We start from the raw sequence: 24,119 nt of genomic DNA on the forward strand, positions 1-24,119 counted from the left end.
CGCGTCCGTTCGGGGCAGTGTGTGCCGGGAGGGGGTCGGGCGAACTCCCGACTGCGATTTGCCCGATAGGAGTTCGCTATCTCTACCGAAACAGCTGGAACAGGCGTATTTTCGGGAGCGGCGTCCAGCGGAAGGTGACGGCAGCGAATTTCCCCGATGTGCCCGGCACACCGGGGAGCCGGTGTGCCCGACCAGCGCACTCTTCGCACGTTACGCACGAGTAGTGTCGCGTAAAATCCCTTGCAGCACTGGACATCTCCGCGAGTATTCACGTCTTTCAGCGAATATTGCGAACAAGTCGCGTTAGGATCTTCGTCGTGCGGAAGATGTACGCGGGGGCCAGGCTACGAAGGCTGCGCGAAGAACGGCGGATGACCCAGGCAGCGCTAGCGAAGTCGCTTGACCTCTCACCCAGCTATCTCAATCAGCTAGAGCGGGATCAGCGGCCGCTCACCATTCCTGTTCTGCTGAAACTCAACTCGACCTTCGACCTCGACGTGCAGTTCTTCGCCGCCGACTCCGACGCGCGGCTGGTCTCGGACCTGCACGAGGTGCTGGTGGAGGCCGCGGGCGGCGGCGACACCGCACCGATCACCGAGGTCGAGGAACTGGCCACCAGGCTGCCCGAGGTGGCGCGCATCGTGATCGCGATGCACCGACGGCTGCGCGCGGCGACCGACCAGCTGGACCTGTTGTCCTCGCGCGTCGACACGCCAACCGGCGCGCCGGGCGCACCGATGCCCTACGAGGACGTGCGCGACTTCTTCTACGACCACCGCAACCACATCGCGACCCTCGACCACGCCGCCGAGCAGCTGTTCGAGGAATCCGGTCTGAGCATCGGCTCGCTGGATCGTCAGCTGGCCAGGATCGCCGAGGAACGCGCGGGCGTCACGGTGCTGGTGCGCGGCGACGGCGCCGACCCGGCCATCCCGAAACGCCACTACGACCCCGACACCCGCACCCTCACCCTGGCCAGGCGGCTGCGTCCAGGGCAGCGGGCCTTCCAGATCGCGACCACGTTGGGCCTGCTGCTCTACGGCCGCGAGATCGACAACGTGCTCGCCGAATCCCGGGCGCTCACCGGCGAATCCCGCACGCTGGCCCGGGTCGGGCTGGCCAACTACTTCGCCGGCGCGCTGATCCTGCCCTACGGGCGATTCCTGCGTTCGGCCGAGGAACTGCGCTACGACGTCGACCTGCTCGCCCTGCGTTTCGAGGTCGGTTTCGAGACGGTCTGCCATCGGCTGGCCACCCTGCAACGTCAGGGACAGCGCGGTGTGCCGTTCTTCCTCGTCCGCACCGACCGGGCAGGCAACATCTCGAAACGCCAGTCCGCCACCGCTTTCCACTTCTCGCGGGTCGGTGGCAGCTGCCCGCTGTGGGTGACCCACGAGGCCTTCGCCCATCCCGGTCGCATCCTCACCCAGATCTCGGAGATGCCCGACGGGCGTCGCTACCTCTGGATCGCGCGCACTACCCCCGCCGCGGCGCAGGGCTTCGGGACGGCGTCGAAGAACTTCGTCGTCGCGCTGGGCTGCGATATCGAATACGCCGATCGGCTCGTGTACTCGCAGGGAATGCAAGTGGACGATCCGCAGGTGGCTGTGCCGATCGGCGCGGGGTGCAAGGTGTGCGAGCGGCCGTCGTGCCCGCAGCGCGCGTTCCCGCAGATCGGGCGCCCGCTCGCCGTGGTCGAGCACACCAGCACCGATCTGCCGTATCCGCGGTTGCCACACACCACCGCGAACGCCGTCACGCGATCGGCGCCGGCCTAGCCGCTGTGGCGCCGAGCTCGTTCGGCGGTCAGGATTTGGCGAGGTATTCGATGCGTTCGCCGTCGACGGCGGCGTGCATCATGCCCGCCAAGCCCGGGTGCTTCACCAGACCCGGGTCCTCGGCGACGACCTGGCGGGCGAGTTCCTGTGCGGCGGTGATCACTTCGAGGTCGTCGAGGAGCGAGAGCAAGCGCAGCGACCGGGCGGTGCCGGACTGGGCCGAGCCGAGGACGTCACCTTCGCGGCGCTGACGCAGGTCGAGCACCGAGAGTTCGAAGCCGTCGGTGGTCGCGGCGACGGCCTCGAGGCGCGCCATCGCCGTGCCGCCGGGCGCGGCATCGGTGACCAGCAGGCACAGACCGGGGTGCTTGCCGCGGCCGATGCGACCGCGCAGCTGATGCAGCTGGCTCACGCCGAACCGGTCGGCGTCGACGATCACCATGACGGTCGCGTTCGGTACATCGACACCGACCTCGACCACGGTGGTGCAGACCAGCACGTCGATGGTGCCGTCATTGAATTGGCGCATCACGTGGTCTTTTTCATCGGACGGCAGCCTGCCGTGCAACAGGCCGACCCGCACCCCCGCCAGCGGACCGGCGCCCAGCGTCTCGTACATCTCGACAGCGGCCGCGGTGGTCGGCCCTTCCTTCTCGGCCTTCTTGCCCTTGGCCGGTGGCGCGTCGGGATCCTCCCCGATGCGCGAGCACACCACGTACGCCTGCCTGCCCTGGCCGACCTCTTCGACGATGCGTTCCCACGCCCGATCCACCCAGCCCGGATGCAGTTTGCGTGGCACGACTTTCGACACGATCGGCGATCGACCCTTGGGAAGCTGGGTGAGCGTGGAGGTTTCGAGGTCGCCGAGGGTGGTCATCGCGATGGTGCGCGGGATCGGGGTGGCGGTCATCACCAGCAGATGCGGGCTGATGCCGCCTTTCGCCTTGGCGCGCAACGCGTCTCGCTGCTCGACCCCGAAGCGGTGTTGCTCGTCGACCACGACGAGGCCGAGGTCGTAGAACTCGACGGCATCCTGGATGAGGGCGTGGGTGCCGATGACGATGCCCGCCTCGCCGGTCATCGCGTCCAGCAGCGCCGCCTTCTTCGCGGCCGTCGACATCGATCCGGTGAGCAGTACGACCTTGGTCGAGTTCTCGGCGGCACCGAGTTCGCCCGCGTTACCGAGGTCACCGAGCATCGCGCGCAACGACCGATAGTGTTGCGACGCGAGGACTTCGGTCGGCGCGAGCAGTGCGCACTGGCGGCCCGAGTCCACCACTTGCAGCATCGCGTTCAGCGCGACGATCGTCTTGCCGGAGCCCACCTCGCCCTGGAGCAGGCGGTGCATCGGGCGGGTGCGGGAGAGGTCCTCCGAGATCTCCGCGAGCACCTGCTGCTGGCCCTCGGTGAGTTCGAACGGCAAGCGCTCGTCGAAGTCGGCGGCGATGCCGTCCGCCGAGGGTGGGCAGGCCGGGGCGGTGCGGCCCTCTACCTCGTGGCGACGCTCGGCCAGCACGAGCTGTAGCGCGAGCGCCTCGTCGAAACGGAGCCTGTCCCTTGCCTTCTCGATGTCGAGCTGGTGCTCGGGCAGGTGGATCAGGCGCAGCGCTTGCGCGAGCGGAAGCAGTTGACGTTCCTCGCGCAGGTCGGCGGGCAGCGGGTCCTCGATGGGGTCGAGCTGGTCGAGCACCTGCCGGATGCAGGCCAGCAGGTCCCAGCTCTGCACCTTCGCGGTCGCCGGATACACGGGCACGAATTCGCGCTCGAAGAACGCGGCATCGACGCCCCCAGCGCCTTTCGCGCTCTGCGCCAGGCCGCGCAGGGCACCGCTGCCGCGCACGGAGGTGAGTTCCTCCACGCCGGCTTCCGCCTTGTCGGGCAGGATCAGGTAGTCGGGGTGCGAGAGGTTCCAGCGGTCGGGGCGCCACCAGTGGACGGTGCCCGACATCATCGCTCGCACACCTTCTTTCACCAGATAGCGCACTTTGTCACCGTTGAAGAAGGTCGCCTCCAGCGGGCGCTGCGCACCGGTGTCGAGCTGCACCTTCAACAGGGAGCCGCGGCGGTTCTTCATCGGGCGCAGTTCGGTTTTCGTGATCCGTCCGATCACGGTGATGTGCGCGCCCTCCTCGGGTTCCTCCTCGGTGAGCGGCTGCCCCTGGGTGGCGTAGCGCACCGGATAGTGACGCAACAGATCCTCGACGGTGGTCATGTCGAACGCCTCGGTCAGCCGGTCGGCCGCCTTGACGCCGAGCACGTGGTCGAGCCGGTCACTCAACGTCGCCATCTACTCGACCCCTATCTGCACCAGATCCGCTTGCTGTCCACCGGAATACACGACCACCTCGACGCCGGGGAAACCGGCCGTCACGTGATCGGCGAGCACCTGCGCCAGCTCGGGCCCCGCGTCGGCGCCCATCAGCAATGTCACCAATTCCCCACCGAGACCGAGCATCCGGTCGAGCAGGATGCGTCCCGCGCCGACCACATCGGGGTCGATCACCACCACATCGTGCCCGACCAGGCCCAATCCGTCACCAGGGGAACACATTCCGACCATGGTCAGGGCCCGCACCCGTGCCGCCCGCAACGCACCCCACCGGGTGGTCGCCGCCGCCTCCGACATCGCGAACGCGTCATCCACCGCGATCCGCCCCCGATCGTGCACGGCCAGCGCCGCGAGTCCCTGCACCATCGACGCGCTCGGCAGCAACAACACATCGCGCGACCCGTCACGCGCGGCCACACCGACCGCGACGAGTTCCTGCGCGGGCAGTGCCCCGTTGGGCAAGACCAGCACTTCCCGATTCGGCATCGCGCGGATCGCCCGCAGCAGGGTGCTCGTATCGACCTGCCGATCCTCCCGCAACACCACCGCCCCGGCATCTTCGAACAGGCGCGCGGCAGCAGCGCCGGCAGCCACCGCGAGGACACCACGGTCCGCGCGGGCATCGTGATCGGCCGGGCCTGCACGCCCGTCGCCGGTCGCCGGCACGGCATCTCGTTCCACGGGGCGCACGGGTCGACCACCGGCACCGCGCGCGTGCGGCTCGCACGGCGCGGAGTTGTCGGGCGCGCCGTCCCGGCCCTGCGTGTGATGTGTGGCGAGGCCGTCGACGCGGAGCTCGTGGTGGCCGCCGAGTGTCGCGGTCACCGCGAAACTCTCGATTCGGATCGCGGTCACGGGCCCTACCGCGAGCCCGGCCTCGATCGCGGCCCCCGCGTCACGGCAGTGCACATGGGCGGACCAGGTGCTGTCACCGTCACCGACCACCACCACCGAGTCGCCGAGCACGGCCAGCCGATCCCGCAGCCCACCGGCGGCGGCGTCATCGGTGCCGGAGATCACGTACATGACCTCGAAATGCGGATCGGCCGCCTGATCCCGGCGATCGTGGTCGTCACCGAAGTCGGGATGCCTGCGGTCCTGGTCACCCCGCGACGGGCGCGATTGTTCGTCAGCTGTACTGCCCGCGGTGCCGGCGGCAGGCTCGCCAGCTCGGCTGTTCTGGTCGTCGGGGTGCCGGTGTGGGCCGTGGTCGGCTCGTTCACCCCTGGTGTACCTGACGCGATGGGGTGCGACACCGCAGACTTCGGCCACGAGGCAGTCGAGCAGCACCAGCAGCCCGCGCGCCCCCGCGTCGACGACTCCGGCCGCGCGCAGCACGCCCAGCTGTGCCGGTGTCTCGCTCAGGGCGCGTGCGGCACCGGCGGCGGCGGATCGGGCGACAGTCACGAGGGACTGATCGGTGGACTCGGCGGCCGCCACCGCGGCACGATCGAGAACTGTCAGGATCGTGCCCTCGACCGGGGCACTGAGCCCGGTTCGCACGAGCACCGCCGACCGCCGCAGGGCCACCTGCAGCCGCTCCCCGGTCAACGGACCGGCGACGACGGCCTCGGCGATCCCGCGCAGCACCTGCGACAGGATGATCCCCGAGTTCCCGCGCGCGCCCACCGTCGCGCCGCGCGCCAGGGCCTGGGCGATGAGGTGCGGCGAAGGCCTGCCGACACCCCCGCTGTGATCGTCGGCACAGGGTTCGTCGCGGGCGGCGAGGCTCGACAACTCCCCCTCGACAGTGCCGAGGGCTTCCTGCCTTTCGGGGACGCCGACAGCGGCGGATCGGACATCCAGCACCGCCCGGTCCGCGGCCGCGACGGCCGCTCGCATGGTGGCGAGGAGGTTGGTGCCGGTGTCGGAGTCGGCGATGGGGAAGACGTTGAGTGCGTCGATCTCGGCACGGCGCAGTTCTAGGTCGGCGCGGCAATTGCGTGCCCAGACCAGCAGGTCGGGGCCGTCGAGAGACTCCCGCACGTGCGCCACCGCCACCTCGCTCCCCGTTCTACGTGCCCGCGCGCCGAGCACGCACGCCAGGTTAGCGGCAGCGACCGACCGCGCCTCACTGAGCGCCGCCGCCGAGCGTCCACAGCCCCGCGCACGGCCGGGCGCGGGCAGCGGTACGCTGACCTCGGACGGGCCCTCATCCGGGCTGTGCTCGGCGATTCGACCGGGATACCCGGTTTGGAACTTCGAGGCCCGGCCCGCTAGTCTTGCAGGGTTGCCTCGTGCGGCCCACGTGGGTCTGCGCTGGCCGACGTCAGTCGGCAAGGCATTTGACGACATCAGTTTCCGGTTCAGCGGGCATTCGTGCGCCGCTGGCCGCTTATGACATGAAGGAGCTCGCGACATGGCTGCCGTTTGCGACGTCTGCGCCAAGGGCCCCGGTTTCGGGAAGTCGGTCTCGCACTCGCACCGGCGCACCAACCGTCGCTGGAACCCGAACATCCAGACCGTGCGTGCGCAGGTTGCCCCTGGCAACACCCGCCGGATGAACGTGTGCACCTCCTGCCTGAAGGCGGGCAAGGTCGTCCGCGGCTGATTTTCAGCCCGTACATTCTGCCGACAGTGCCCCGGCACCCTTCGTGGGTGATCCGGGGCTTTGTCGTACCACGGCCCGGCCTCCTCGTCCGGACTCGTCGTGGCTGACTGGCGGATCGCACCGCTGACCGCGACCCGGGTCACCGAACTCGCCGCCTGTCACATCGCCAGCTGGCGCGAGGCCTACGGGACTCTCGTTCCCGCGCACATCCTCGACGGCTTCGACCTCGAACGCTCCGCGATCACCTGGGAACGTCGCCGGGCAGGCGGCCGCCACCAGCTGCCGGTCGCGCTGGCCGGCGACCGGCTGATCGGCTTCGCCGCTGGGACGAACTCGGCTCGCCACCCCGAGGCCGGCCTGCCCGCGTCCACCGAAGCCGAACTCGAAGCGCTCTACGTTCGCAGCGCCTGGCACGGTACCGGCGTCGCCGACGCGCTGATCGACGCGGCCGTGCCAGGCTCGCCGTGCACCCTCTGGGTCTTCGCCGACTATCCGCGCGCCCACGCCTTCTACCGCAGACACGGCTTCACCGACACGGGCATCCGCCGCACCGACCCCTTCACCCTGCTCCCCGAACAGTTGTGGCGCCGCGCTCGCCGCTGAAGCCAAGGCACGGTCCGTTCGCGGCTCTGCGCCGAACACCGGGCCCACGAGGTAGTACTTCTCGCCGTGTGGATCTCCGCAGCGAACCCGATGACGGCGAAGGGGTTCGCCCGAGCGTGACGACCGGGAACGGCGCCGATTAGGGTGACGCCCATGAGTACCACCGAACCGGTCCCCGCCGCCGAGATCATCGACGGCGTGCTCCAACTGACCATCGCCACCTCCGCCGCGGGCACCTCGATGGATTTCGATCTGATCAACGCGGGCACCGCGGCCCTGCGCGCACTCGACCCATCGGTCGGCGCCGTGCTGCTCACCGGCGCGGGCGCGAACTTCTGCGCGGGCGGCAACGTCCGCAATTTCGCCGCGTCCGATGACCGCGGTGCCTACCTGCACCAGCTGGCCGACGAGCTCCACGATTTCGTCCGCGCACTGGCGGATGCCCCCGTCCCCGTGGTCGCCGCCGTACAGGGCTGGGCGGCGGGCGCGGGCATGAGCCTGGTCTGCGGCGCCGACATCGCGATCGGCGGCCCGTCGACGAAACTGCGCCCCGCCTACCCCGGCATCGGCTTGTCGCCCGACGGCGGCATGTCCTGGCTGCTCCCCCGCATCGTCGGCCTGAGCCGCGCCACCGAGATCCTGCTCACCGACGCCGTCATCGACGCCGAAGAAGCCGTCCGCCTCGGCATCCTGAGCCGCACAGTCGCCGACGACGACATCCGCGCCGAAGCCCTGCGCGTAGCGCAAACCTTCGTCAACGGCCCCCGCGCCACCTACGCGGCCATGAAAAAACTGCTGGCCCAGTCGCCCACGGCGATCCTGGACCAGCAGCTCGACGCCGAACGCGACAGCATCTCAGCCGCCGCCGACAGCAAAACGGGCCAAGAAGGCGTAGATGCCTTCGTAGCCAAGAGAAAACCGAACTACGTGGGCCTCACTTAAGAGTCACCCACTCCCGCGAGTGAACTGACCCACCTGACGCGACCGCGCCACGCAGGAAAGCCAGCCACCACGGGTTTTCGGCCGCCTCGCATCCGAAGGGCGAGACGGAACGCCGAAGGCGCAGTATCGCTCTCGGATGCGAGGTAATCAGGGCCGAAAACCCAGCGGTGCCAGCCGCTTTAACACGCTGCGCCGAGGGCGCTGAAGGTGTTCTGCAGGAGGCAGGTCACCTTCGCGTTCACGCCCGAGGAAATCGTGGAGGTGCCGGTGGAGGTCCATTCCTCGCCGACCTGGGTGGTGGCCACCGGGGCGGCCTGCTCGTTGTAGGGCTCGAGCTGCAGGCCAGCGGCGGAAGCCGAGCCCGCGCCCGCGGTAATGGCGGCGGCGACGGCGGCGGTCGCGAGGGCAGCGCGAACGGTGGAGATGTGCATCGGGTTGTGCTCCTTCATCATTCTCTTCTGGTGCGGGCGACGCCCCGGGTCAGGGCAGCCGCCAGTCGACGGGGTCGGCGCCGAGTTCGTCGAGCAGTTCGTTGACCCGGGAGAACGGTCGTGAACCGAAGAACCCGCGCGAGGCGGAAAGTGGTGAGGGGTGCGCCGATTCGACATAGGGCACCTCGGCGTCGACGAGGGTGGGCTTGAGCGAACGCGCGTCGTTGCCCCACAGCACGGCCACGAGCGGCTCGTCGCGCGCGACCAGCGCCCGGATCGCCTGCTCGGTGACCGCTTCCCAGCCTTTGCCGCGATGCGAGGCGGGCGCGCCGGGGGTGACGGTGAGGACCCGGTTCAGCAGCAGCACACCCTGATCCGACCAGGGGCTCAGGTCGCCACAGGTCGGCGTATCGAAGCCGAGGTCCTTGCAGTATTCGGCGAAGATGTTGGACAGGCTGCGCGGGACGGGCGAAACCTGCGGTGTCACAGAGAAACTCAGCCCCATCGCGTGGCCGGGCGTCGGGTAGGGATCCTGGCCGACGATGAGCACGCGCACCTTGTCGAACGGGCGCCCGAACGCACGCAGCACGTTCTCCCCTTCGGGAAGATAGCCGCGGCCTGCCGCGTTCTCCTCGCGTAGGAACTCGCCCATTTCGCTGATGCGGTCAGTGACCGGCTCCAGTGCCCGGGCCCAGCCCGGATCGATGATCTCCGACAGTGGTTTGGCACCCATGACCGCACAACCTATCGTTCGTCGCCGGTGAGCGTGGCGTCCGCCCCACGGAACGATTCCCAGCCGGTGCCGCCGGTGGGTGCGATGCCGTCGACCGTGACGCCACTGCCTGCGGTGACGACGCCGATCGGCCGCCAGCCCGCCGGTAGCGCGATGTCGGCAGACCAGGTTCCGGCGAAGGCGTGGTCCTCGCCCCCGGCCAGAATCCATTGCGCGGCATCGGCATCGAGCAGCTTCGCGACTGCGGAGAGTCCGGGATCGGACAGCGCCGAGCTGTGGACATCGATCGCGACCTTCGAGGCGGTGGCGAGATGTCCGAGGTCGGCGAGCAATCCGTCGGAGATGTCGGTGAGCGCGGTCGGGGTGTGCGTGCCGAACGCGTCGATCACCGCCGCGTAGGGCGGCTGCGGAACACGATGTGTCGCAAGGGCATAGGTGAACTCGGGATCGGCGAGGTCCGCGTCCCCGGTCAATACGGCCAGCCCGGCACCGGACCAGCCGAGTTCGCCTGCCACCGCGACGATGTCGCCGACCATCGCACCGGATCGAGTGATCGCGGACTGCCCGCCCAGATCGCCGAACGCGGTCACCGAGACGACCAGCTGTTCGCTGTGCACCAGATCGCCGCCCGCGATCGACCCCCCGGCGCGGCTCGCCTCGATCCACATCCCGTCGGCGATCCCCTCGACCACCGGCACGGGGGTGTCGGCCGGGCAGCCGAGCGCGACCACGAACGCCGTCGGCCGCGCCCCCATCGCCACCACGTCGGCGGCGTTCTGCGCGATGGCCTTGCGGCCGATGTCGACGGGCGAGGACCAGTCGAGCCGGAAGTGCCTGCCTTCGACGAGCATGTCGGTGCTCACCACGAACCGCCCGTCGGGCGCGGCGATCAGCGCGGCGTCGTCACCGGGTCCGAGCAGCACGTGCGCGGCCTGCTCCCGACCGGCGTTGATACGGTCGATCAAGGCGAATTCGCCCAGCTCACGCACCGTCTGCGGACGGCTGTCCTCGCTGATGGCCGACCCCTTCCCACTGTGCTGCTGACCGACGAAATCGCCCCGACGGTACCCTTTCGGAGGCGATCGGGCACCACCGACGGTGCAGGCGAACCCGCGAACGGAAGGACCACACAGCTATGGCGGACTCGACACCGGAGGATCGCGACGAGGCGACCACCCCCGAGGACACCGCCACCACCGACGCGAAACCGTCGATCGGCGAGCAGACACCGGCCGACACCGACGCGTCAGGCGACGAGGCGGCGTCCACCGGGAACACCCCGACTTCAGCGGATCCCACCGTCGACATCGCGAAGGCGAGCCCCGCTGCCGAAGCAGACCCCGATGCCGAAGCAGACGACGCCGACCTCGAGACACACCACTCCCCCGCGCTCATCGCCACCGCGGTCGCCCTGCCCGTCGTCCTGATCGTCGCCGTCTTGGTCGCCGCCTTCATCGCCCTGCGCGCCCCTGTCGAACGCGAACCCCTCGCCCTCGGCCCCGTCCCGGCCCCCGCCGCCGACGGCCCCGCCTGCCAAGCCCTGCTCCCCGCCCTGCCCGCCGAGCTCGGCGACTACACCAAGGCCACCCTCGTCGAGCCGGCCCCGCCGGCCACCCGCGCCTGGCAGCTCCCCGAGGGCGGCGACCCGATCACGCTGCGCTGCGGCCTCGACCGCCCCCTCGAATTCAACCGCGCATCCCCGCTCACCGTGATCGACGGCGTGAAGTGGTTCCAGGTCCGCGACGAGGTCGGCAAGACCGGCACTTGGTTCGCCGTCGACCGCGAGACCTATATCGCCCTGACCGTCCCCGACGGCTCCGGCACCAGCGCGGTCCAGACCGTCTCCGACACCATCAACGCGAATCTGCCTGCCCGCGAACCGACTCCGGGCGAACTCTGAGTTAACAGCCTGGGGCCGTAAGGCTTTCGAGCACAACCCCGCCGAAAGCCTTACCGCAGAACAGAACTAGCGCAGCCCGGTCCCGCGTGCGACGGCGGTCTCGATCAGCGTCGACACCAGCGTCGGGTAGTCGATCCCGGTGGCTTCCCACATCCGCGGGTACTGCGAGATCGGCGTGAAGCCGGGCATCGTGTTGATCTCGTTGATCACCGGACCGTTCTCGGTGACGAAGAAGTCGACCCGTGCCAGCCCCTGGCAGTCCAGCGCGCGGAACGCCCGCACCGAAAGCTCCCGGATCTCGTCGGCGACATCGTCGTCGAGCTTGGCGGGCACATCGAATTCGCACACGTCGTCGAGGTATTTGGTGGCGAAGTCGTAGAACTCGGGCGCTGCCGTGTCGGCATCGGGCATCCGGATCTCGGAGACGACGCTGCCGCGCACCGCGCCGTCGGCGAATTCCAGTACGCCACACTCGACTTCGCGTCCCACGATGCCCGCTTCGACGATCACCTTCGGGTCGTGCGCACGGGCGGCGGCGATAGCCGCGGGGAGATCGGCCCAGTCGGTGATCTTGGTGATGCCGATCGAGGAACCACCGCGCGCGGGCTTCACGAAGGCGGGCAGCCCGATCCGAGTGCGGTCGGCCGCCGGCAGGGTTTCGACACCCGGCCGCAGCACAACCTGCACGCCGACGGGCAGGTTCTCGGCCGCCAGCAATTTCTTGGTGAACTCCTTGTCCATCCCCGCCGCACTGGCGAGAACGCCCGCACCGACATACGGGATCCCGGCGAGTTCGAGCATGCCCTGGAGCGTGCCGTCCTCGCCGAAGGGCCCGTGCAGGATCGGGAACACCACGTCAACATTGCCCAGCACCGCGTGCGAGTCGAGCGCGACCAGCGCACCGGAGCGGCTGGGGTCAGCGGCCAGCGTGAGGGCCGTCCCCGACGCGTCGACCTGCGGCTGCACACCGTGACTCAGCGCCAGCTCGCCGATCCCGTCGGCCAGCACCCAGCCACCGGCGGGGGTGATGCCGATCGGCACCACCTCGTAGCGCGCCGGATCGAGGTTGCGCAGCACACTGCTCGCCGACACACACGAGACGGCGTGCTCGCTGCTGCGCCCGCCGAACACCACAGCTACCCTGATCCGTTCCGTCATGAACGTCACCGTAGTAGGTTCGCGCCGCTGTGGCGCTATCGCCCTTATTCGGGCTTGATCCGCCTGCCGAGCAGGCTGCCGACCGCCTCGCTCACCGATAGCCCCTCATGACACACCTTGTGCACCGCGTCGGTGAGCGGCATCTCCACCCCGTGCTCGGCGGCAAGGGCCCGCACCGATGTGCACGACTTCACACCTTCGGCCACCTGCCCATTGGTCGCCTCCTGAGCGGCGGCCATCGAGCCGCCCGCGCCGAGCACATACCCGAAGGACCGGTTGCGCGACAACGGCGAGGTACAGGTAGCCACCAGATCGCCGACGCCCGCGAGCCCGGCCAAGGTCACCGGTTGCGCCCCGAGCGCGACGCCGAGCCGCATCACCTCGGCGAGCCCGCGCGTGATCAGGCTCGCGACCGAGTTGTCGCCCAGACCCATTCCCGAGGCGATACCGCACGCGAGCGCGATGACGTTCTTGCACGCGCCACCGATCTCACAGCCGATCACATCGGTGTTGGTGTACGGCCGGAAATATCCGGTGGCACACGCTCGCTGCGCTGCCCCGGCCCGCTCGGTGTCGGTGCACGCGATCACCGTCGCCGCGGGCTGGCGTTCGACGATCTCGTGCGCCAGATTCGGACCCGACAGCACCGCGATCCGGCTCGGCTCGGCCCCGGTGACCTCCGCGATCACCTGACTCATCCGCAGCAGCGACCCGGTCTCGATCCCCTTGGCCAGACTCAGCAAGGTGGCATCGGCGCCGATATCGCCCTTCCACAGATCCAGATTCGCCCGCAACGACTGCGACGGCACCGCGAGCACCACCAGATCCGCCCCGTCCAGCGCGACCCGGTGATCGTCGGTCCCCCGCACCGGCGGCAACTGCACGCCGGGCAGGTAGAACGGATTGCGATGCTCGGTGTCGAGCGCCTGCGCCACCTCGGCCCGTCTGGCCCAGATCGTGACGTCGGTCCCCGCCTCGGCCAACACCTTCGCGAACGCAGTACCCCACGACCCCGCACCCATTACCGCCGCCCTCGTCATCAGCCCAATATGCCATGCAAGGATCGAAGCCATGCACACCGTGCACGCCGTGATGGCGGTCAAACACATCGACCGGGCCAAGAGCAGGCTCGCGAGCGAGCTGAGCACCGAGCAACGCGCCCAGCTCGTGCTGGCCATGTTCACCGATACCGTCGTGGCCGCCACCGCCGTGCCCGAGGTGTCGTCGCTGACCGTGGTCACCCCCGACCCGCTGGTCGCCGCCCGAGCCCGCGAGCTCGGCGCGCACGTGATCGATGAACCGCCCGCAGGCGACGATCCACTCAACACGGCACTGGCCGCGGGTGCTCGCGATGTGCGCGATCGCCACGGACCCACCCACCTGCTCGCCCTCCAGGCCGATCTGCCCGCCCTGCGCACGGCCGAATTGGCCGACGTGCTCGCCGTCGCCGTCGGTACTCGCTCGGTGGTGATCGATCACACGGGCACCGGCACCGCCGCATTGCTGGTCCGCGACACCATCGCACCGCTGTCGCCTCGCTTCGGCGCCGATTCCGCGCGCGCACACCGGGCGGCCGGTGCCGTGCCACTGTCCGGGCACTGGCCTGGCCTGCGCTGCGACGTCGACACCCCCGAGGATCTCGATGCCGTCCGCACGCTGGGAGTCGGCGAATTCACCACATCGACCCTGCGTGAATTCGGATTCTCATCGCACAGAAGTGATCCCGTTCGCACCGTGTGCTAGCCGATCGCCACCCTCGCCGGGAAAGGGACGAATCGTGCGATGTCGTGATGCGCAAGGCCCCTTCCTCGAGGGATGATTGATCTCGTGAGCGATACGGAAACCATCAAGCAGCTGCCCCCGATTTCCCCGCCACCCGCGGCCGCCATCACCTCGGGCGGTGACGCGAGCACGCAGCGATTGCCCCGAGATCGCTACCTCAACCGCGAACTGAGCTGGCTCGACTTCAACGCCCGCGTTCTCGCCCTCGCCGAGGACGCCTCGCTGCCGTTGCTGGAGCGGGCCAAGTTCCTCGCGATCTTCGCGTCCAATCTCGACGAGTTCTATATGGTGCGCGTCGCCGGTTTGAAACGCCGTGCCGAAACCGGTCTCTCGGTGCGCTCGGCCGACGGTCGCTCACCGTCGGAGCAGCTGGAGATGATCACCGCCCGCGCCCAGGAGCTGGCCGATCGCCACGCCCGCGTCTTCATCGACGACGTGAACCCCGCCCTGGCCGCCGAGGGCATCGACATCATCGGCTGGAGCAACCTCGACGACGATGAGCGCCAACGCCTTTCGAGCTACTTCACCGATCAGGTCTTTCCGGTCCTCACTCCGCTCGCCGTCGACCCGGCGCACCCGTTCCCCTACATCTCCGGTCTGAGCCTCAACCTCGCCGTGACCGTGCGCGACATCGGCACCGGCGGCGAGCACTTCGCCCGCGTGAAGGTGCCCGACAACGTCGACCGCTTCGTGCGCGTGCGCCGCACCGGCGCGCCGTCGGCGATCGCGGCGTTCCTGCCGATGGAAGACCTCATCGCCGCCCACCTCGACCTGCTGTTCCCCGGCCTGAGTGTGGTGGAGACACATTCGTTCCGGATCACCCGCAACGCCGATTTCGAGGTCGACGAGGACCGTGACGAAGACCTGCTGCAGGCGATGGAGCGCGAACTCGCGCGCCGCCGTTTCGGCAAGCCGGTGCGCCTCGAGGTCTCCGACGACATGACCGAGCACATGCTGGAGCTCCTATTACGTGAGCTCGAGGTCGACCCCGCCGACGTGATCCAGGTGCCCGGCCTGCTCGACCTGTCCTGCCTGTGGCAGGTCTACGGCGTCGACCGGCCCGAACTCAAGGACGCGCCCTACGTTCCGGCCACCCCGGCGGCCTTCGGTGAGCGCGAGACCCCGCGCAATGTCTTCACCGCGCTGCGCGAGGGCGACGTGCTGGTGCACCACCCCTACGACTCCTTCTCCACGAGCGTGCAGCGCTTCATCGAACAGGCCGCGGCCGACCCGCAGGTGCTCGCGATCAAGCAGACCCTCTACCGCACCTCCGGCGACTCCCCCATCATCAACTCGCTGATCGACGCCGCCGAGGCGGGCAAGCAGGTCGTCGCGCTGGTGGAGATCAAGGCCCGCTTCGACGAGCAGGCCAACATCAAGTGGGCGCGCGAGCTGGAACAGGCGGGCGTGCACGTGGTCTACGGGCTGGTCGGCTTGAAGACCCACTGCAAGACCTGCCTGGTGGTGCGCCGCGAAGGTTCCACGATCCGGCGCTACTGCCACATCGGCACCGGCAACTACAACCCGAAGACCGCGCGCCTGTACGAGGACGTCGGGTTGTTCACCGCGGCACCGGAAATCGGCGCCGACCTCACCGACCTGTTCAATTCGCTGACCGGATACTCCCGCAAGGAGGACTACCGCAACCTGATGGTCGCGCCCCTCGGTGTGCGCGCGGGCATCATCGAGCGGATCGATCGCGAAATCGAGCTGGCCGCACAGGGTTCGGCCGCGCGGATCCGAATCAAGGCCAACGCGATCGTCGACGAACAGATCATCGACGGCCTCTATCGCGCGTCCCAGGCGGGCGTGCCGGTGCAGATCGTGGTGCGCGGCATCTGCGGCCTGCGCGCGGGCGTGCCCGGCCTGAGCGAGAACATCGAGGTGCGCTCGATCCTCGGCCGGTTCCTCGAGCACTCCCGGGTGATGGAATTCGGTGCGCAGCAACAGACCTGGATCGGCAGCGCCGACATGATGCACCGCAATCTCGACCGTCGCGTCGAAGTGATGGTGCAGGTGAAAGATCCCAAACTCGTCGCACAGCTCGCGCAGGTGTTCGATTCCGCGCTCGATCCGGCGACTCGCTGCTGGATTCTGCTCCCGGACGGGACCTGGCAGGCGAGTCCGGCCGATGGCGAGGCAGCCCAGGTGCGTGATCACCAGGCGTTCCTCATGCGTCGGCGTCGCCCCGACCAGCCGTGAGCGGTAAGGACGCGGCGATGCGCGATCCACGGGTACGGCCCAATATCCATGCGGCAGGCGCGGTTCTGTGGCGAGACGGAGCCGAGGGCGTGGAGATCGCCGTGATCCACCGGCCGAAATACGGTGACTGGTCGCTGCCGAAAGGCAAGCTCGACCCCGGCGAGACGCCCGTGGTCGCGGCAGTGCGCGAGGTAGGCGAGGAAACCGGCCTGCCTTGCACGCTGGGGCGCTATCTCGGCCACGTCACCTATCCGATCCCGGGCCACCGCCAGCTCAAGCGGGTCGACTACTGGGCCGCCGAGGCCGCCGACGGTGACTTCGCCGTCAACGACGAAGTCGACCAGTTGCGCTGGTTCCCGCTGGCACAGGTGATGGACCAGCTGTCGTATCCGATGGACCGCCAGATCGTCCGGATCTTCGCCCGGCTGCCCGCCCGCACCGACACCGTGCTGCTGGTACGCCATGCCAAGGCAGGCAAGCGTCACCGCTTCGACGGACCCGACGACTTGCGACCGCTCGAGGCCGCCGGGGAACAGCAGGCGAAGGGATTGACGCCGAATCTGTTGGCGTTCGGCGCATCCGAGATCTATTCCGCCGATCCACTGCGCTGCGTCCAAACCGTGACCCCGTTGGCAGAACAGCTCGGCGCCGAAATCAATTGCGAGCCAATGTTTTCCGAGAAAGGTTACGATTCAGCGAAAGGCACGGCGCGGCAACGATTTCTGTCGTTGGTTACCGGTCGGGGGGTGCCGGTGGTGTGTAGTCAGGGTGGGGTGATTCCCGATCTCACACAGTGGCTCGCCGAGCGTGGTGGCCTCACGCTGCCCTCGGCGCGCAATCGCAAGGGCAGCGTCTGGGCATTGTCGTTCGTTGGGGACCGATTAGTCGCCGCGGACCATATGGACCGCTCGCTGTCGACGGCAATCGTCACCACCTAGGTCACGCGCACAAGCGCGAAACAGCCGAAACGGCCCCGGGTTCCCGGGGCCGTTCTCGGTCCAGTGGTGGGTGATGCGGCCTACGTGCACATTCCCCGACCTGATCCCGCTGCGGCAGGATCAACGAGCACGACGGGCGGCAGTCTTCTTAGCAGCAGTCTTCTTTGCGGGAGCCTTCTTCGCAGCAGTGGTCTTCTTGGCCGCCGTGGTCTTGGCGGCCGTGACCTTCTTGGCCGGCGCCTTCTTGGCCGCCGTCACTTTCTTTGCCGCCGTGGTCTTCTTGGCCGCTGTCTTCGCCGCCGTGGTCTTCTTGGCGGCAGGAGCCTTGGTGGCGGCCTTACGGGCGGTGGTCTTCGCCGGGCCCTTCGACGGCGTGGCCTTCTTGGCGGCCGTCTTCTTGGCCGCGGTCTTCTTGGCCGCCGCCTTCTTGGCCGCCACCGGGGCATTCGCGCCGCGCTTGACGGCAGGCCCGGAGGCGGTCAGCTTCTGCTTACCCGCGATGACCGCCTTGAACTGCGCGCCCGGCCGGAAGGCAGGCACCGAAGTGGCCTTCACCTTCACGGTTTCACCGGTACGCGGGTTACGGGCAACCCGGGGAGCACGCTTGCGCTGTTCGAACACACCGAATCCGGTGATGGTGACGCTTTGACCCTTGTGCACGGCACGGACGATGGTGTCGACAACATTCTCGACAGCCGCGGTAGCCGTCCGCCTGTCCGTACCCAACTTTTCGGTCAGAACGTCGATCAGTTCCGCCTTGTTCATTGAATCCTCCGCAGACTAATGGCCCGTCGTCGGACCGACTAGGTACCACGGTAAACCCAGTTTGAGCAAGAGTCTATGTGCCACGCCAAAATTCATGTGGTTTAGCACACGTCCAGCTACCGCCGCCCGGGATGCGCCCCTAAGCGCCCCAGCTGATTACGCCCGCGAAATAGGCTCCGGCAGCGTCACGGGTTTCCATGACGGCCTTCCCTTTTCGAACTCGCTGATCTCGTCGGCGCGGCGCAGCGTGAGGCCGACATCGTCCAAACCCTCCAGCAGACGCCAGCGGGTGTAGTCGTCAATATCGAACGGCAACACGACGGTTCCCGCTGTGACGGTGCGCGCGGACAGGTCGACAACCAATTCGATGCCGGGCTGTTCCTCGATCAGCTTCCAGAGCATTTCGACATCGTTCTGTGACATCTGCGCGGCCAACAGCCCGCCCTTACCCGCATTTCCACGGAAGATGTCGGCGAAACGCGACGAGATGACCACCCGAAAGCCGTAGTCCGACAGCGCCCACACGGCGTGCTCACGCGAAGAACCGGTGCCGAAATCCGGGCCTGCCACCAGCACACTGCCCCGGTTGTAGGGCTCGGTGTTGAGAATGAACTCCGGATCGGCCCGCCAACCGGCGAACAAGCCGTCCTCGAAACCCGTTCGGGTCACCCGCTTCAGGTAAACGGCGGGGATGATCTGATCGGTGTCGACATTGGACCGGCGCAGCGGCACACCGATGCCTTTGTGAACGGTGAAGGCTTCCATAACGATTCCCTTTCGATCTGTAGATGATCGGTGTGACTCAGGCCAGATCGGCCGGCGAGGACAGCGTTCCCCGGACCGCCGTCGCGGCCGCGACCAGCGGCGAGACCAGGTGCGTGCGACCGCCCTTGCCCTGTCGCCCCTCGAAATTGCGGTTCGAGGTGGACGCGCAACGCTGACCCGGTTCGAGCTGATCGGGATTCATCCCCAGGCACATCGAGCAGCCCGCCTGCCGCCATTCCGCGCCCGCGGCGGTGAAAATCTCGCCGAGTCCTTCTTTTTCCGCCTGCGCGCGCACCCGCATAGAGCCTGGCACCACCAGCATTCGCACGCCCTCGGCGACCTGGCGGCCCTTCAAAACATCGGCGACGGCACGCAGATCCTCGATCCGGCCGTTGGTGCAGGAGCCGACGAATACGGTGTCGACGCTCACCTCGCGCAGCGGCATTCCCGGCGTCAGGTCCATGTAGCGCAAGGCCTTCTCGGCGGATTCGCGCTCGTTCTCGTCGCTGATCTGGGCCGGGTCGGGCACGTTCGCGCCCAGCGGCAGGCCCTGGCCGGGGTTGGTGCCCCAGGTGACGAACGGGGTGAGCGTGTTCGCGTCGATGTGGACCTCGGCGTCGAATTCCGCGCCCTCGTCGGTGACCAGCGCGTCCCAGGAGGCCACTGCGGCATCCCAGTCGGCCCCCTGCGGTGCGTGCGGGCGGCCCTTCAGGAATTCGTAGGTGGTCTCGTCGGGGCCGATCATGCCCGCGCGTGCGCCCGCTTCGATGGACATGTTGCAGATGGTCATCCGCGCTTCCATCGACAGCTTGCGAATCGCCTCGCCGCGGTACTCCAGCACATAGCCCTGACCGCCGCCGGTGCCGATCTCGGCGATCACGGCCAGGATCAGGTCCTTACTCGTGACGCCGGGCGCCAATTCACCGTCGACGGTGATGGCCATCGTCTTGAACGGGCGCAGCGACAGCGTCTGGGTGGCCAGCACGTGCTCGACCTCGCTGGTGCCGATGCCCATCGCCAGCGCGCCGAACGCGCCGTGGGTGGAGGTGTGGCTGTCACCGCAGACGACGGTCATGCCGGGCTGGGTGAGACCCAGCTGCGGACCGACCACGTGCACGATGCCCTGTTCCGCGTCACCCATCGAGTGCAGGCGCACGCCGAATTCGGCGCAGTTGCGGCGCAGCGTCTCCACCTGGGTGCGCGAGATCGGGTCGGCGATCGGCTTGTCGATATCGGTGGTGGGGACGTTGTGGTCCTCGGTGGCGATGGTGAGATCGGTCCTGCGCACCGGACGGCCCGCCGCGCGTAGCCCGTCGAAGGCCTGCGGACTGGTCACCTCGTGCACGAGGTGCAGATCGATGTAGATCAGGTCGGGTTCACGGGAGGAACCATCGCCTTCGCCTTTCGCGACGACGTGCTGTTCCCACACCTTCTCGGCCAGTGTGCGAGCGCGCTCGGCCATTGCTTGATCACCTTTCGACGGGCATACTTGGTATCTCAGCATTTGAGACGTTAGTATCGTTCTATGAGACAGCATAGCGGTATCGGTGTTCTCGACAAAGCCGTGGCGGTGCTCTACGCCGTCGCCGACGAGCCCTGCGGTCTCAACGACCTGTGCACCCGCACCGGCCTGCCACGCGCCACCGCGCATCGGCTGGCGGTCGGGCTGGAGACGCACCGGCTGCTGGCACGCGACGGCAACGGTTTGTGGCGGCCGGGTCCGGCGCTCACCGAGTTGTCGGCGGGGGCGGCCGATCCACTGGTGGAGGCCGCCGGTGCCATTCTGCCCCGCCTGCGTGAGATCACCGGCGAGAGCGTCCAGCTGTACTGCCGCGACGGGCACGCCCGCGTCTGCATCGCCGCGCTGGAGCCGCCGGTGGGTCTGCGTGACACCGTGCCGGTGGGTTCGCGACTACCGCTCACCGCAGGTTCGGCGGCGAAGGTGTTGCTGGCGTGGGCCGATCCCGAGCTGCAGCGCACGGTCCTGGCCGACGCGGTGTTCGGCGATCGCGCGCTGGCCGAGGTGCGCAAGCGTGGCTGGGCGCAGAGTGCCGCCGAGCGCGCGCAGGGCGTGGCGAGCGTCTCGGCGCCGGTGCGCGATGCGGGCGGTGTGATCGTGGCCGCTGTCTCGGTTTCGGGGCCGATCGATCGAATGGGTCGCAGGCCGGGCGCGCGCTGGGCGGCGGATCTGGTCGCGGCTGCCGAGGCATTGCACAAGCGGCTGTAGACGCAAGCGAGGCCCCCGGTCGGATTCGACCGGGGGCCTCAACTTTGCTTTGTAGCCCCGACGGGATTCGAACCCGCGCTACCGCCTTGAGAGGGCGGCGTCCTAGGCCGCTAGACGACGGGGCCAGGACGATCTCACAATGTGAAACCTTGCTGGGGTACCAGGACTCGAACCTAGAATGGCTGTACCAGAAACAGCTGTGTTGCCAATTACACCATACCCCAAAGACCGAAACGCCCGACCTTGCAATCTCCACCGAGTGGTTGTCGGTGTTGCGAGGCCGTGTTCCGCGGCGATGAGAAGATTACCAAACACTAGGGGGTAAACTACAAATCGCCTGGTCAGAAGCCGCTTTTCGGCCGTTTTCGACCCGATCGGAGCGGATGCGGCGCATGGCCGCACCCGCTCCCCACGGCTACTGCGCGGCAGGCACCCAACCACGGGCGGCCCGCAGCCGATCCAGCGAAACCTCGCGGCCGAGCAATTCCATCGACTCGTACAGCGGCGGGCTGATGTGCGAGCCCGTCACCGCGACCCGCACCGGCGCGAACGCCTTACGCGGCTTGAGCCCCAGATCGTCGATCAGCGCCTTTTTCAGCGCCTCCTCCAGTGCGGGGGTGGTCCACTCGTTCAGCGGCTCCACAGCGGCGATCGCGGCGTCGAGGACCGGGTCGGCCTCTGCACCGAGATTCTTGGTGCCCGCGGCCTGGTCGATCGCGAAGTCCGCTGGGGCGACGAACAGGAACTTCAGCAGGTCCCACGCGTCACCGAGCACCACGATGCGGGTCTGCACGAGTTCGGCGGCGACCAGGAAGGTCTTCTCGTCGATTTCGGCCCCGATGTGACCCTTCGCGGTCAGGAACTCGCGCAAACGATGGCCGAAATCGCCGGGCTCAAGAAGGCGAATCTGCTCGGCATTGATGGCGTCGGCCTTCTTCTGATCGAAGCGGGCCGGATTCGAATTCACCGTCGAAATGTCGAAAGCCGCGACCATTTCCAGCATGGAGAACACATCGCGGTCCTCGCCGATACTCCAGCCGAGCAGGGCGAGGTAATTCAGCAGACCTTCGGGGATGAATCCGCGGTCGCGATGCAGAAACAGATTCGATTCCGGGTCACGCTTGGACAGTTTCTTGTTGCCCTGGCCCATGACGAACGGCAGATGACCGAACTCGGGCGTGAACTCGGCAACCCCGATACGCTGCAGCGCGGCATACAGCGCGAGCTGGCGTGGGGTCGAGGAGAGCAGATCCTCGCCGCGCAACACATGGGTGATCCGCATCATCGCGTCGTCGACCGGATTCACCAAGGTGTAGAGCGGGTCGCCATTGCCACGGGTGAGGGCGAAATCGGGGATCGTGCCGGCTTTGAAGGTGGTTTCTCCGCGCACGAGATCATTCCACCCGAGATCTTCGTCGGGCATCCGCAAACGGACCACAGCGGGGCGACCCTCGGCTTTGTACGCCGCGATCTGCTCGGCGCTGAGATCGCGATCGAAATTGTCGTAACCGAGTTTCGGATCGCGGCCGACGGCGCGATGCCGGGCCTCGACTTCCTCCGGTGTCGAGAATGCCTCATAGGCCTCGCCTGCCTCGAGCAACCTTCGCACCACGTCCAGATGCTGGTCGCGGCGCAGCGACTGACGGTAGGGCTCGTAGGGTCCGCCGACCTCGGGACCCTCGTCCCAGATCAGCCCCAGCCAGCGCAACGCGTCGAGCAGCGCGCGGTAGGAATCCTCGGAATCGCGTGCGGCGTCGGTATCTTCGATGCGGAACACGAATTTGCCGCCGTGGTGGCGCGCGTACGCCCAGTTGAACAGCGCCGTGCGCACCAGGCCGACGTGCGGCGTACCGGTCGGCGACGGGCAGAAACGGACCCGTACTTCAGTCATGACTCTCTTCTCCGCTTGTTCAGCGCTTGGTGGCAACAGGATTGGTGAGGGTGCCGATGCCCTCGACGGTGACCGACACGTTCTGCCCGGCCTGCAGCGGACCCACGCCTTCCGGTGTGCCGGTGAGGATCACGTCACCGGGCAGCAGGGTCATCACCGAGCTGATCCATTCGATGATCTTCGGAATGTCGTGCAGGAACAGCGAAGTGCGGCTGCGCTGACGGATCTCGCCGTCGACCTCGGTGGTGATCTCCAGATCGCTTGGGTCCAGCGCGGTTTCGATCCACGGGCCGAGCGGGCAGAACGTGTCGTAGCCCTTTGCCCGCGTCCACTGACCGTCGTGACGCTGCTGGTCACGCGCGGTGACATCGTTGGCGACGGTGTAGCCCAGGATCACCTCGGCGGCCTTTGCCGCGGACACGTCCTTGCACGGCCGGCCGATCACCACCGCCAGCTCGCCCTCGTAGTCGACCTGAGAAGAGCTGGGCGGCATGATGATCGACGCGTTCGGGCCGACGATCGAGGTGTTCGGCTTGATGAAGATCACCGGGTCCACCGGTGCCTCGCCGCCCATTTCGGCCGCGTGGGCGGCGTAGTTCTTGCCGATGCAGATCACTTTGCTCGCCAGGATCGGCGCCAGCAGGCGGATATCGGCCAGCGGCCAGCTCCGCCCGGTGAACGTCGGCGTGCCGAACGGATGTTCGGCGATCTCCTTGGCGACGGCATCGCCGCCCTCGCCTTCGATGCTGACGAAAGCGACTCCATCGGGACTGGCAACTCGACCTAAGCGCATGCTCCGGAGTCTATCGAGGCGTGGCTACCTGCCCGAACGCGCCCGGGATGCGGCCGGGGTCGCTCGATAGCTACCCCGGCGAGGTGCGACCGAACTCACACCGATGTCATTCGAAGCCACTGCCCGCGTGCGGGATTCACGAGTGCGCCGATGTGACCTGTCAGACACCTCACCGGTGGGCAACATTCACGGGTCATCGGTGTAGCGTGATCTTTGATGTTCAAGCAATGAGACATCAATCTCAGATATTGGGATGCAATCGTGCAATCCGGCGAGGTGAGAATCGTGACAGATGCGCGGCCGACGGCCGAAGTGACGCAGATCCGGGACG

At 67.9% G+C, this 24,119-nt stretch carries 21 protein-coding genes and 2 tRNA genes; 9 read left to right on the plus strand and 14 right to left on the minus strand.

Features of this window, described 5'->3' with window-relative positions:
• Positions 1 to 317: 317 nt before the first annotated feature.
• Positions 318 to 1,778 carry a short-chain fatty acyl-CoA regulator family protein gene (locus ACQHI0_RS19905; RefSeq protein ID WP_427903362.1) on the plus strand — a complete coding sequence of 487 codons (1,461 nt, stop codon included), beginning with the start codon at positions 318 to 320 and terminating at the stop codon, positions 1,776 to 1,778.
• Between the two features lie 28 nt (positions 1,779 to 1,806).
• Here the strand turns inward: ACQHI0_RS19905 and recG are convergent, their stop codons facing one another.
• Both recG and ACQHI0_RS19915 read right to left on the minus strand, forming a co-directional pair.
• Positions 1,807 to 4,065 carry an ATP-dependent DNA helicase RecG gene (gene recG / locus ACQHI0_RS19910; RefSeq protein WP_427903363.1) on the minus strand — a complete coding sequence of 753 codons (2,259 nt, stop codon included), beginning with the start codon at positions 4,063 to 4,065 and terminating at the stop codon, positions 1,807 to 1,809.
• On the minus strand, positions 4,066 to 6,093 hold the full coding sequence (locus tag ACQHI0_RS19915; protein WP_427903364.1) for a DAK2 domain-containing protein: 2,028 nt from the start codon (positions 6,091 to 6,093) through the stop codon (positions 4,066 to 4,068).
• Positions 6,094 to 6,466: 373 nt separating this feature from the next.
• Here ACQHI0_RS19915 and rpmB point away from each other — a divergent pair, with 373 nt between their 5' ends.
• The 3 genes from rpmB to ACQHI0_RS19930 all read left to right on the plus strand — a co-directional run bounded on the left by rpmB (position 6,467) and on the right by ACQHI0_RS19930 (position 8,203).
• Complete coding sequence (gene rpmB / locus ACQHI0_RS19920) at positions 6,467 to 6,658, plus strand: 50S ribosomal protein L28 (protein ID WP_011210730.1); 192 nt, start codon at positions 6,467 to 6,469, stop codon at positions 6,656 to 6,658.
• Positions 6,659 to 6,757: 99 nt separating this feature from the next.
• The gene (locus ACQHI0_RS19925; protein ID WP_427903365.1) at positions 6,758 to 7,261 is read left to right on the plus strand and encodes a GNAT family N-acetyltransferase; all 504 of its coding nucleotides are present in this window, start codon (positions 6,758 to 6,760) and stop codon (positions 7,259 to 7,261) included.
• 153 nt (positions 7,262 to 7,414) lie between these two features.
• The gene (locus ACQHI0_RS19930; RefSeq protein WP_427903366.1) at positions 7,415 to 8,203 is read left to right on the plus strand and encodes an enoyl-CoA hydratase/isomerase family protein; all 789 of its coding nucleotides are present in this window, start codon (positions 7,415 to 7,417) and stop codon (positions 8,201 to 8,203) included.
• 179 nt (positions 8,204 to 8,382) lie between these two features.
• Here the strand turns inward: ACQHI0_RS19930 and ACQHI0_RS19935 are convergent, their stop codons facing one another.
• The 3 genes from ACQHI0_RS19935 to ACQHI0_RS19945 are packed head-to-tail and all read right to left on the minus strand — an operon-like array spanning position 8,383 to position 10,383.
• Positions 8,383 to 8,634, minus strand: a complete 252-nt coding sequence (locus tag ACQHI0_RS19935) for a hypothetical protein (protein WP_427903367.1) — start codon at positions 8,632 to 8,634, stop codon at positions 8,383 to 8,385.
• Between the two features lie 49 nt (positions 8,635 to 8,683).
• A complete protein-coding gene (locus ACQHI0_RS19940; protein ID WP_427903368.1) occupies positions 8,684 to 9,367 on the minus strand; it encodes a uracil-DNA glycosylase in 684 nt (227 codons plus the stop codon).
• 11 nt (positions 9,368 to 9,378) lie between these two features.
• Complete coding sequence (locus ACQHI0_RS19945; RefSeq protein ID WP_427909233.1) at positions 9,379 to 10,383, minus strand: thiamine-phosphate kinase; 1,005 nt, start codon at positions 10,381 to 10,383, stop codon at positions 9,379 to 9,381.
• A 119-nt stretch (positions 10,384 to 10,502) separates the two neighbouring features.
• On the opposite strand from ACQHI0_RS19945, the gene ACQHI0_RS19950 reads away from it, so the two are divergent.
• On the plus strand, positions 10,503 to 11,267 hold the full coding sequence (locus tag ACQHI0_RS19950) for a DUF3515 domain-containing protein (RefSeq protein ID WP_427903369.1): 765 nt from the start codon (positions 10,503 to 10,505) through the stop codon (positions 11,265 to 11,267).
• 66 nt (positions 11,268 to 11,333) lie between these two features.
• Here the strand turns inward: ACQHI0_RS19950 and ACQHI0_RS19955 are convergent, their stop codons facing one another.
• Together ACQHI0_RS19955 and ACQHI0_RS19960 are read right to left on the minus strand one after the other, a co-directional pair.
• Complete coding sequence (locus ACQHI0_RS19955) at positions 11,334 to 12,425, minus strand: D-alanine--D-alanine ligase family protein (protein WP_427903370.1); 1,092 nt, start codon at positions 12,423 to 12,425, stop codon at positions 11,334 to 11,336.
• Between the two features lie 44 nt (positions 12,426 to 12,469).
• A complete protein-coding gene (locus ACQHI0_RS19960; protein WP_427903371.1) occupies positions 12,470 to 13,465 on the minus strand; it encodes an NAD(P)H-dependent glycerol-3-phosphate dehydrogenase in 996 nt (331 codons plus the stop codon).
• A 31-nt stretch (positions 13,466 to 13,496) separates the two neighbouring features.
• On the opposite strand from ACQHI0_RS19960, the gene cofC reads away from it, so the two are divergent.
• The 3 genes from cofC (at position 13,497) to ACQHI0_RS19975 (ending at position 17,347) form a co-directional block, all read left to right on the plus strand.
• On the plus strand, positions 13,497 to 14,168 hold the full coding sequence (cofC, locus tag ACQHI0_RS19965) for a 2-phospho-L-lactate guanylyltransferase (protein ID WP_427903372.1): 672 nt from the start codon (positions 13,497 to 13,499) through the stop codon (positions 14,166 to 14,168).
• A gap of 72 nt (positions 14,169 to 14,240) precedes the next feature.
• On the plus strand, positions 14,241 to 16,409 hold the full coding sequence (locus tag ACQHI0_RS19970; RefSeq protein WP_427903373.1) for an RNA degradosome polyphosphate kinase: 2,169 nt from the start codon (positions 14,241 to 14,243) through the stop codon (positions 16,407 to 16,409).
• Positions 16,410 to 16,426: 17 nt separating this feature from the next.
• Positions 16,427 to 17,347: an NUDIX hydrolase gene (locus tag ACQHI0_RS19975; RefSeq protein WP_427903374.1), complete on the plus strand. Its 921-nt coding sequence runs from the start codon at positions 16,427 to 16,429 to the stop codon at positions 17,345 to 17,347.
• Positions 17,348 to 17,467: 120 nt separating this feature from the next.
• Here ACQHI0_RS19975 and ACQHI0_RS19980 read toward each other — a convergent pair whose 3' ends face one another.
• The 3 genes from ACQHI0_RS19980 to leuC form a co-directional block, all read right to left on the minus strand.
• On the minus strand, positions 17,468 to 18,112 hold the full coding sequence (locus ACQHI0_RS19980; protein ID WP_379234668.1) for an HU family DNA-binding protein: 645 nt from the start codon (positions 18,110 to 18,112) through the stop codon (positions 17,468 to 17,470).
• Between the two features lie 156 nt (positions 18,113 to 18,268).
• Positions 18,269 to 18,877 carry a 3-isopropylmalate dehydratase small subunit gene (gene leuD, locus ACQHI0_RS19985; protein WP_358187574.1) on the minus strand — a complete coding sequence of 203 codons (609 nt, stop codon included), beginning with the start codon at positions 18,875 to 18,877 and terminating at the stop codon, positions 18,269 to 18,271.
• Positions 18,878 to 18,914: 37 nt separating this feature from the next.
• Positions 18,915 to 20,339, minus strand: coding sequence for a 3-isopropylmalate dehydratase large subunit (leuC, locus tag ACQHI0_RS19990; RefSeq protein WP_427903375.1), 1,425 nt, complete (start codon positions 20,337 to 20,339; stop codon positions 18,915 to 18,917).
• A gap of 63 nt (positions 20,340 to 20,402) precedes the next feature.
• Here leuC and ACQHI0_RS19995 point away from each other — a divergent pair, with 63 nt between their 5' ends.
• Positions 20,403 to 21,104, plus strand: coding sequence for an IclR family transcriptional regulator (locus tag ACQHI0_RS19995; RefSeq protein ID WP_378912467.1), 702 nt, complete (start codon positions 20,403 to 20,405; stop codon positions 21,102 to 21,104).
• Positions 21,105 to 21,156: 52 nt separating this feature from the next.
• On the opposite strand, the gene ACQHI0_RS20000 is transcribed toward ACQHI0_RS19995, so the two are convergent.
• The 4 genes from ACQHI0_RS20000 to ACQHI0_RS20015 form a co-directional block, all read right to left on the minus strand.
• Positions 21,157 to 21,229, minus strand: a tRNA-Glu gene (locus tag ACQHI0_RS20000).
• A gap of 27 nt (positions 21,230 to 21,256) precedes the next feature.
• Positions 21,257 to 21,328 (minus strand) — tRNA-Gln (locus tag ACQHI0_RS20005).
• A gap of 191 nt (positions 21,329 to 21,519) precedes the next feature.
• Positions 21,520 to 22,995 (minus strand): glutamate--tRNA ligase, encoded by a 1,476-nt coding sequence (gene gltX, locus ACQHI0_RS20010; protein WP_427903376.1) that lies wholly within the window; start codon positions 22,993 to 22,995, stop codon positions 21,520 to 21,522.
• A gap of 19 nt (positions 22,996 to 23,014) precedes the next feature.
• Positions 23,015 to 23,788, minus strand: coding sequence for a fumarylacetoacetate hydrolase family protein (locus ACQHI0_RS20015; protein WP_427903377.1), 774 nt, complete (start codon positions 23,786 to 23,788; stop codon positions 23,015 to 23,017).
• Between the last annotated feature and the right edge of the window lie 331 nt (positions 23,789 to 24,119).

It is taken from the genome of Nocardia sp. FBN12, assembly GCF_050320175.1.
GTDB lineage: Bacteria > Actinomycetota > Actinomycetes > Mycobacteriales > Mycobacteriaceae > Nocardia.

Bases quoted from the DNA above. Each gene is read 5' to 3' on its own strand.
- ACQHI0_RS19935 (WP_427903367.1), bottom strand. From the start codon at position 8,634: ATGCACATCTCCACCGTTCGCGCTGCCCTCGCGACCGCCGCCGTCGCC.
- recG (WP_427903363.1), bottom strand. From the start codon at position 4,065: ATGGCGACGTTGAGTGACCGGCTCGACCACGTGCTCGGCGTCAAGGCG.
- cofC (WP_427903372.1), top strand. From the start codon at position 13,497: ATGCACACCGTGCACGCCGTGATGGCGGTCAAACACATCGACCGGGCC.
- ACQHI0_RS19975 (WP_427903374.1), top strand. From the start codon at position 16,427: ATGCGCGATCCACGGGTACGGCCCAATATCCATGCGGCAGGCGCGGTT.
- ACQHI0_RS19995 (WP_378912467.1), top strand. From the start codon at position 20,403: ATGAGACAGCATAGCGGTATCGGTGTTCTCGACAAAGCCGTGGCGGTG.
- ACQHI0_RS20015 (WP_427903377.1), bottom strand. From the start codon at position 23,788: ATGCGCTTAGGTCGAGTTGCCAGTCCCGATGGAGTCGCTTTCGTCAGC.
- leuC (WP_427903375.1), bottom strand. From the start codon at position 20,339: ATGGCCGAGCGCGCTCGCACACTGGCCGAGAAGGTGTGGGAACAGCAC.
- ACQHI0_RS19930 (WP_427903366.1), top strand. From the start codon at position 7,415: ATGAGTACCACCGAACCGGTCCCCGCCGCCGAGATCATCGACGGCGTG.
- ACQHI0_RS19960 (WP_427903371.1), bottom strand. From the start codon at position 13,465: ATGACGAGGGCGGCGGTAATGGGTGCGGGGTCGTGGGGTACTGCGTTC.
- rpmB (WP_011210730.1), top strand. From the start codon at position 6,467: ATGGCTGCCGTTTGCGACGTCTGCGCCAAGGGCCCCGGTTTCGGGAAG.
- gltX (WP_427903376.1), bottom strand. From the start codon at position 22,995: ATGACTGAAGTACGGGTCCGTTTCTGCCCGTCGCCGACCGGTACGCCG.
- leuD (WP_358187574.1), bottom strand. From the start codon at position 18,877: ATGGAAGCCTTCACCGTTCACAAAGGCATCGGTGTGCCGCTGCGCCGG.
- ACQHI0_RS19980 (WP_379234668.1), bottom strand. From the start codon at position 18,112: ATGAACAAGGCGGAACTGATCGACGTTCTGACCGAAAAGTTGGGTACG.
- ACQHI0_RS19950 (WP_427903369.1), top strand. From the start codon at position 10,503: ATGGCGGACTCGACACCGGAGGATCGCGACGAGGCGACCACCCCCGAG.
- ACQHI0_RS19970 (WP_427903373.1), top strand. From the start codon at position 14,241: ATGATTGATCTCGTGAGCGATACGGAAACCATCAAGCAGCTGCCCCCG.
- ACQHI0_RS19955 (WP_427903370.1), bottom strand. From the start codon at position 12,425: ATGACGGAACGGATCAGGGTAGCTGTGGTGTTCGGCGGGCGCAGCAGC.
- ACQHI0_RS19940 (WP_427903368.1), bottom strand. From the start codon at position 9,367: ATGGGTGCCAAACCACTGTCGGAGATCATCGATCCGGGCTGGGCCCGG.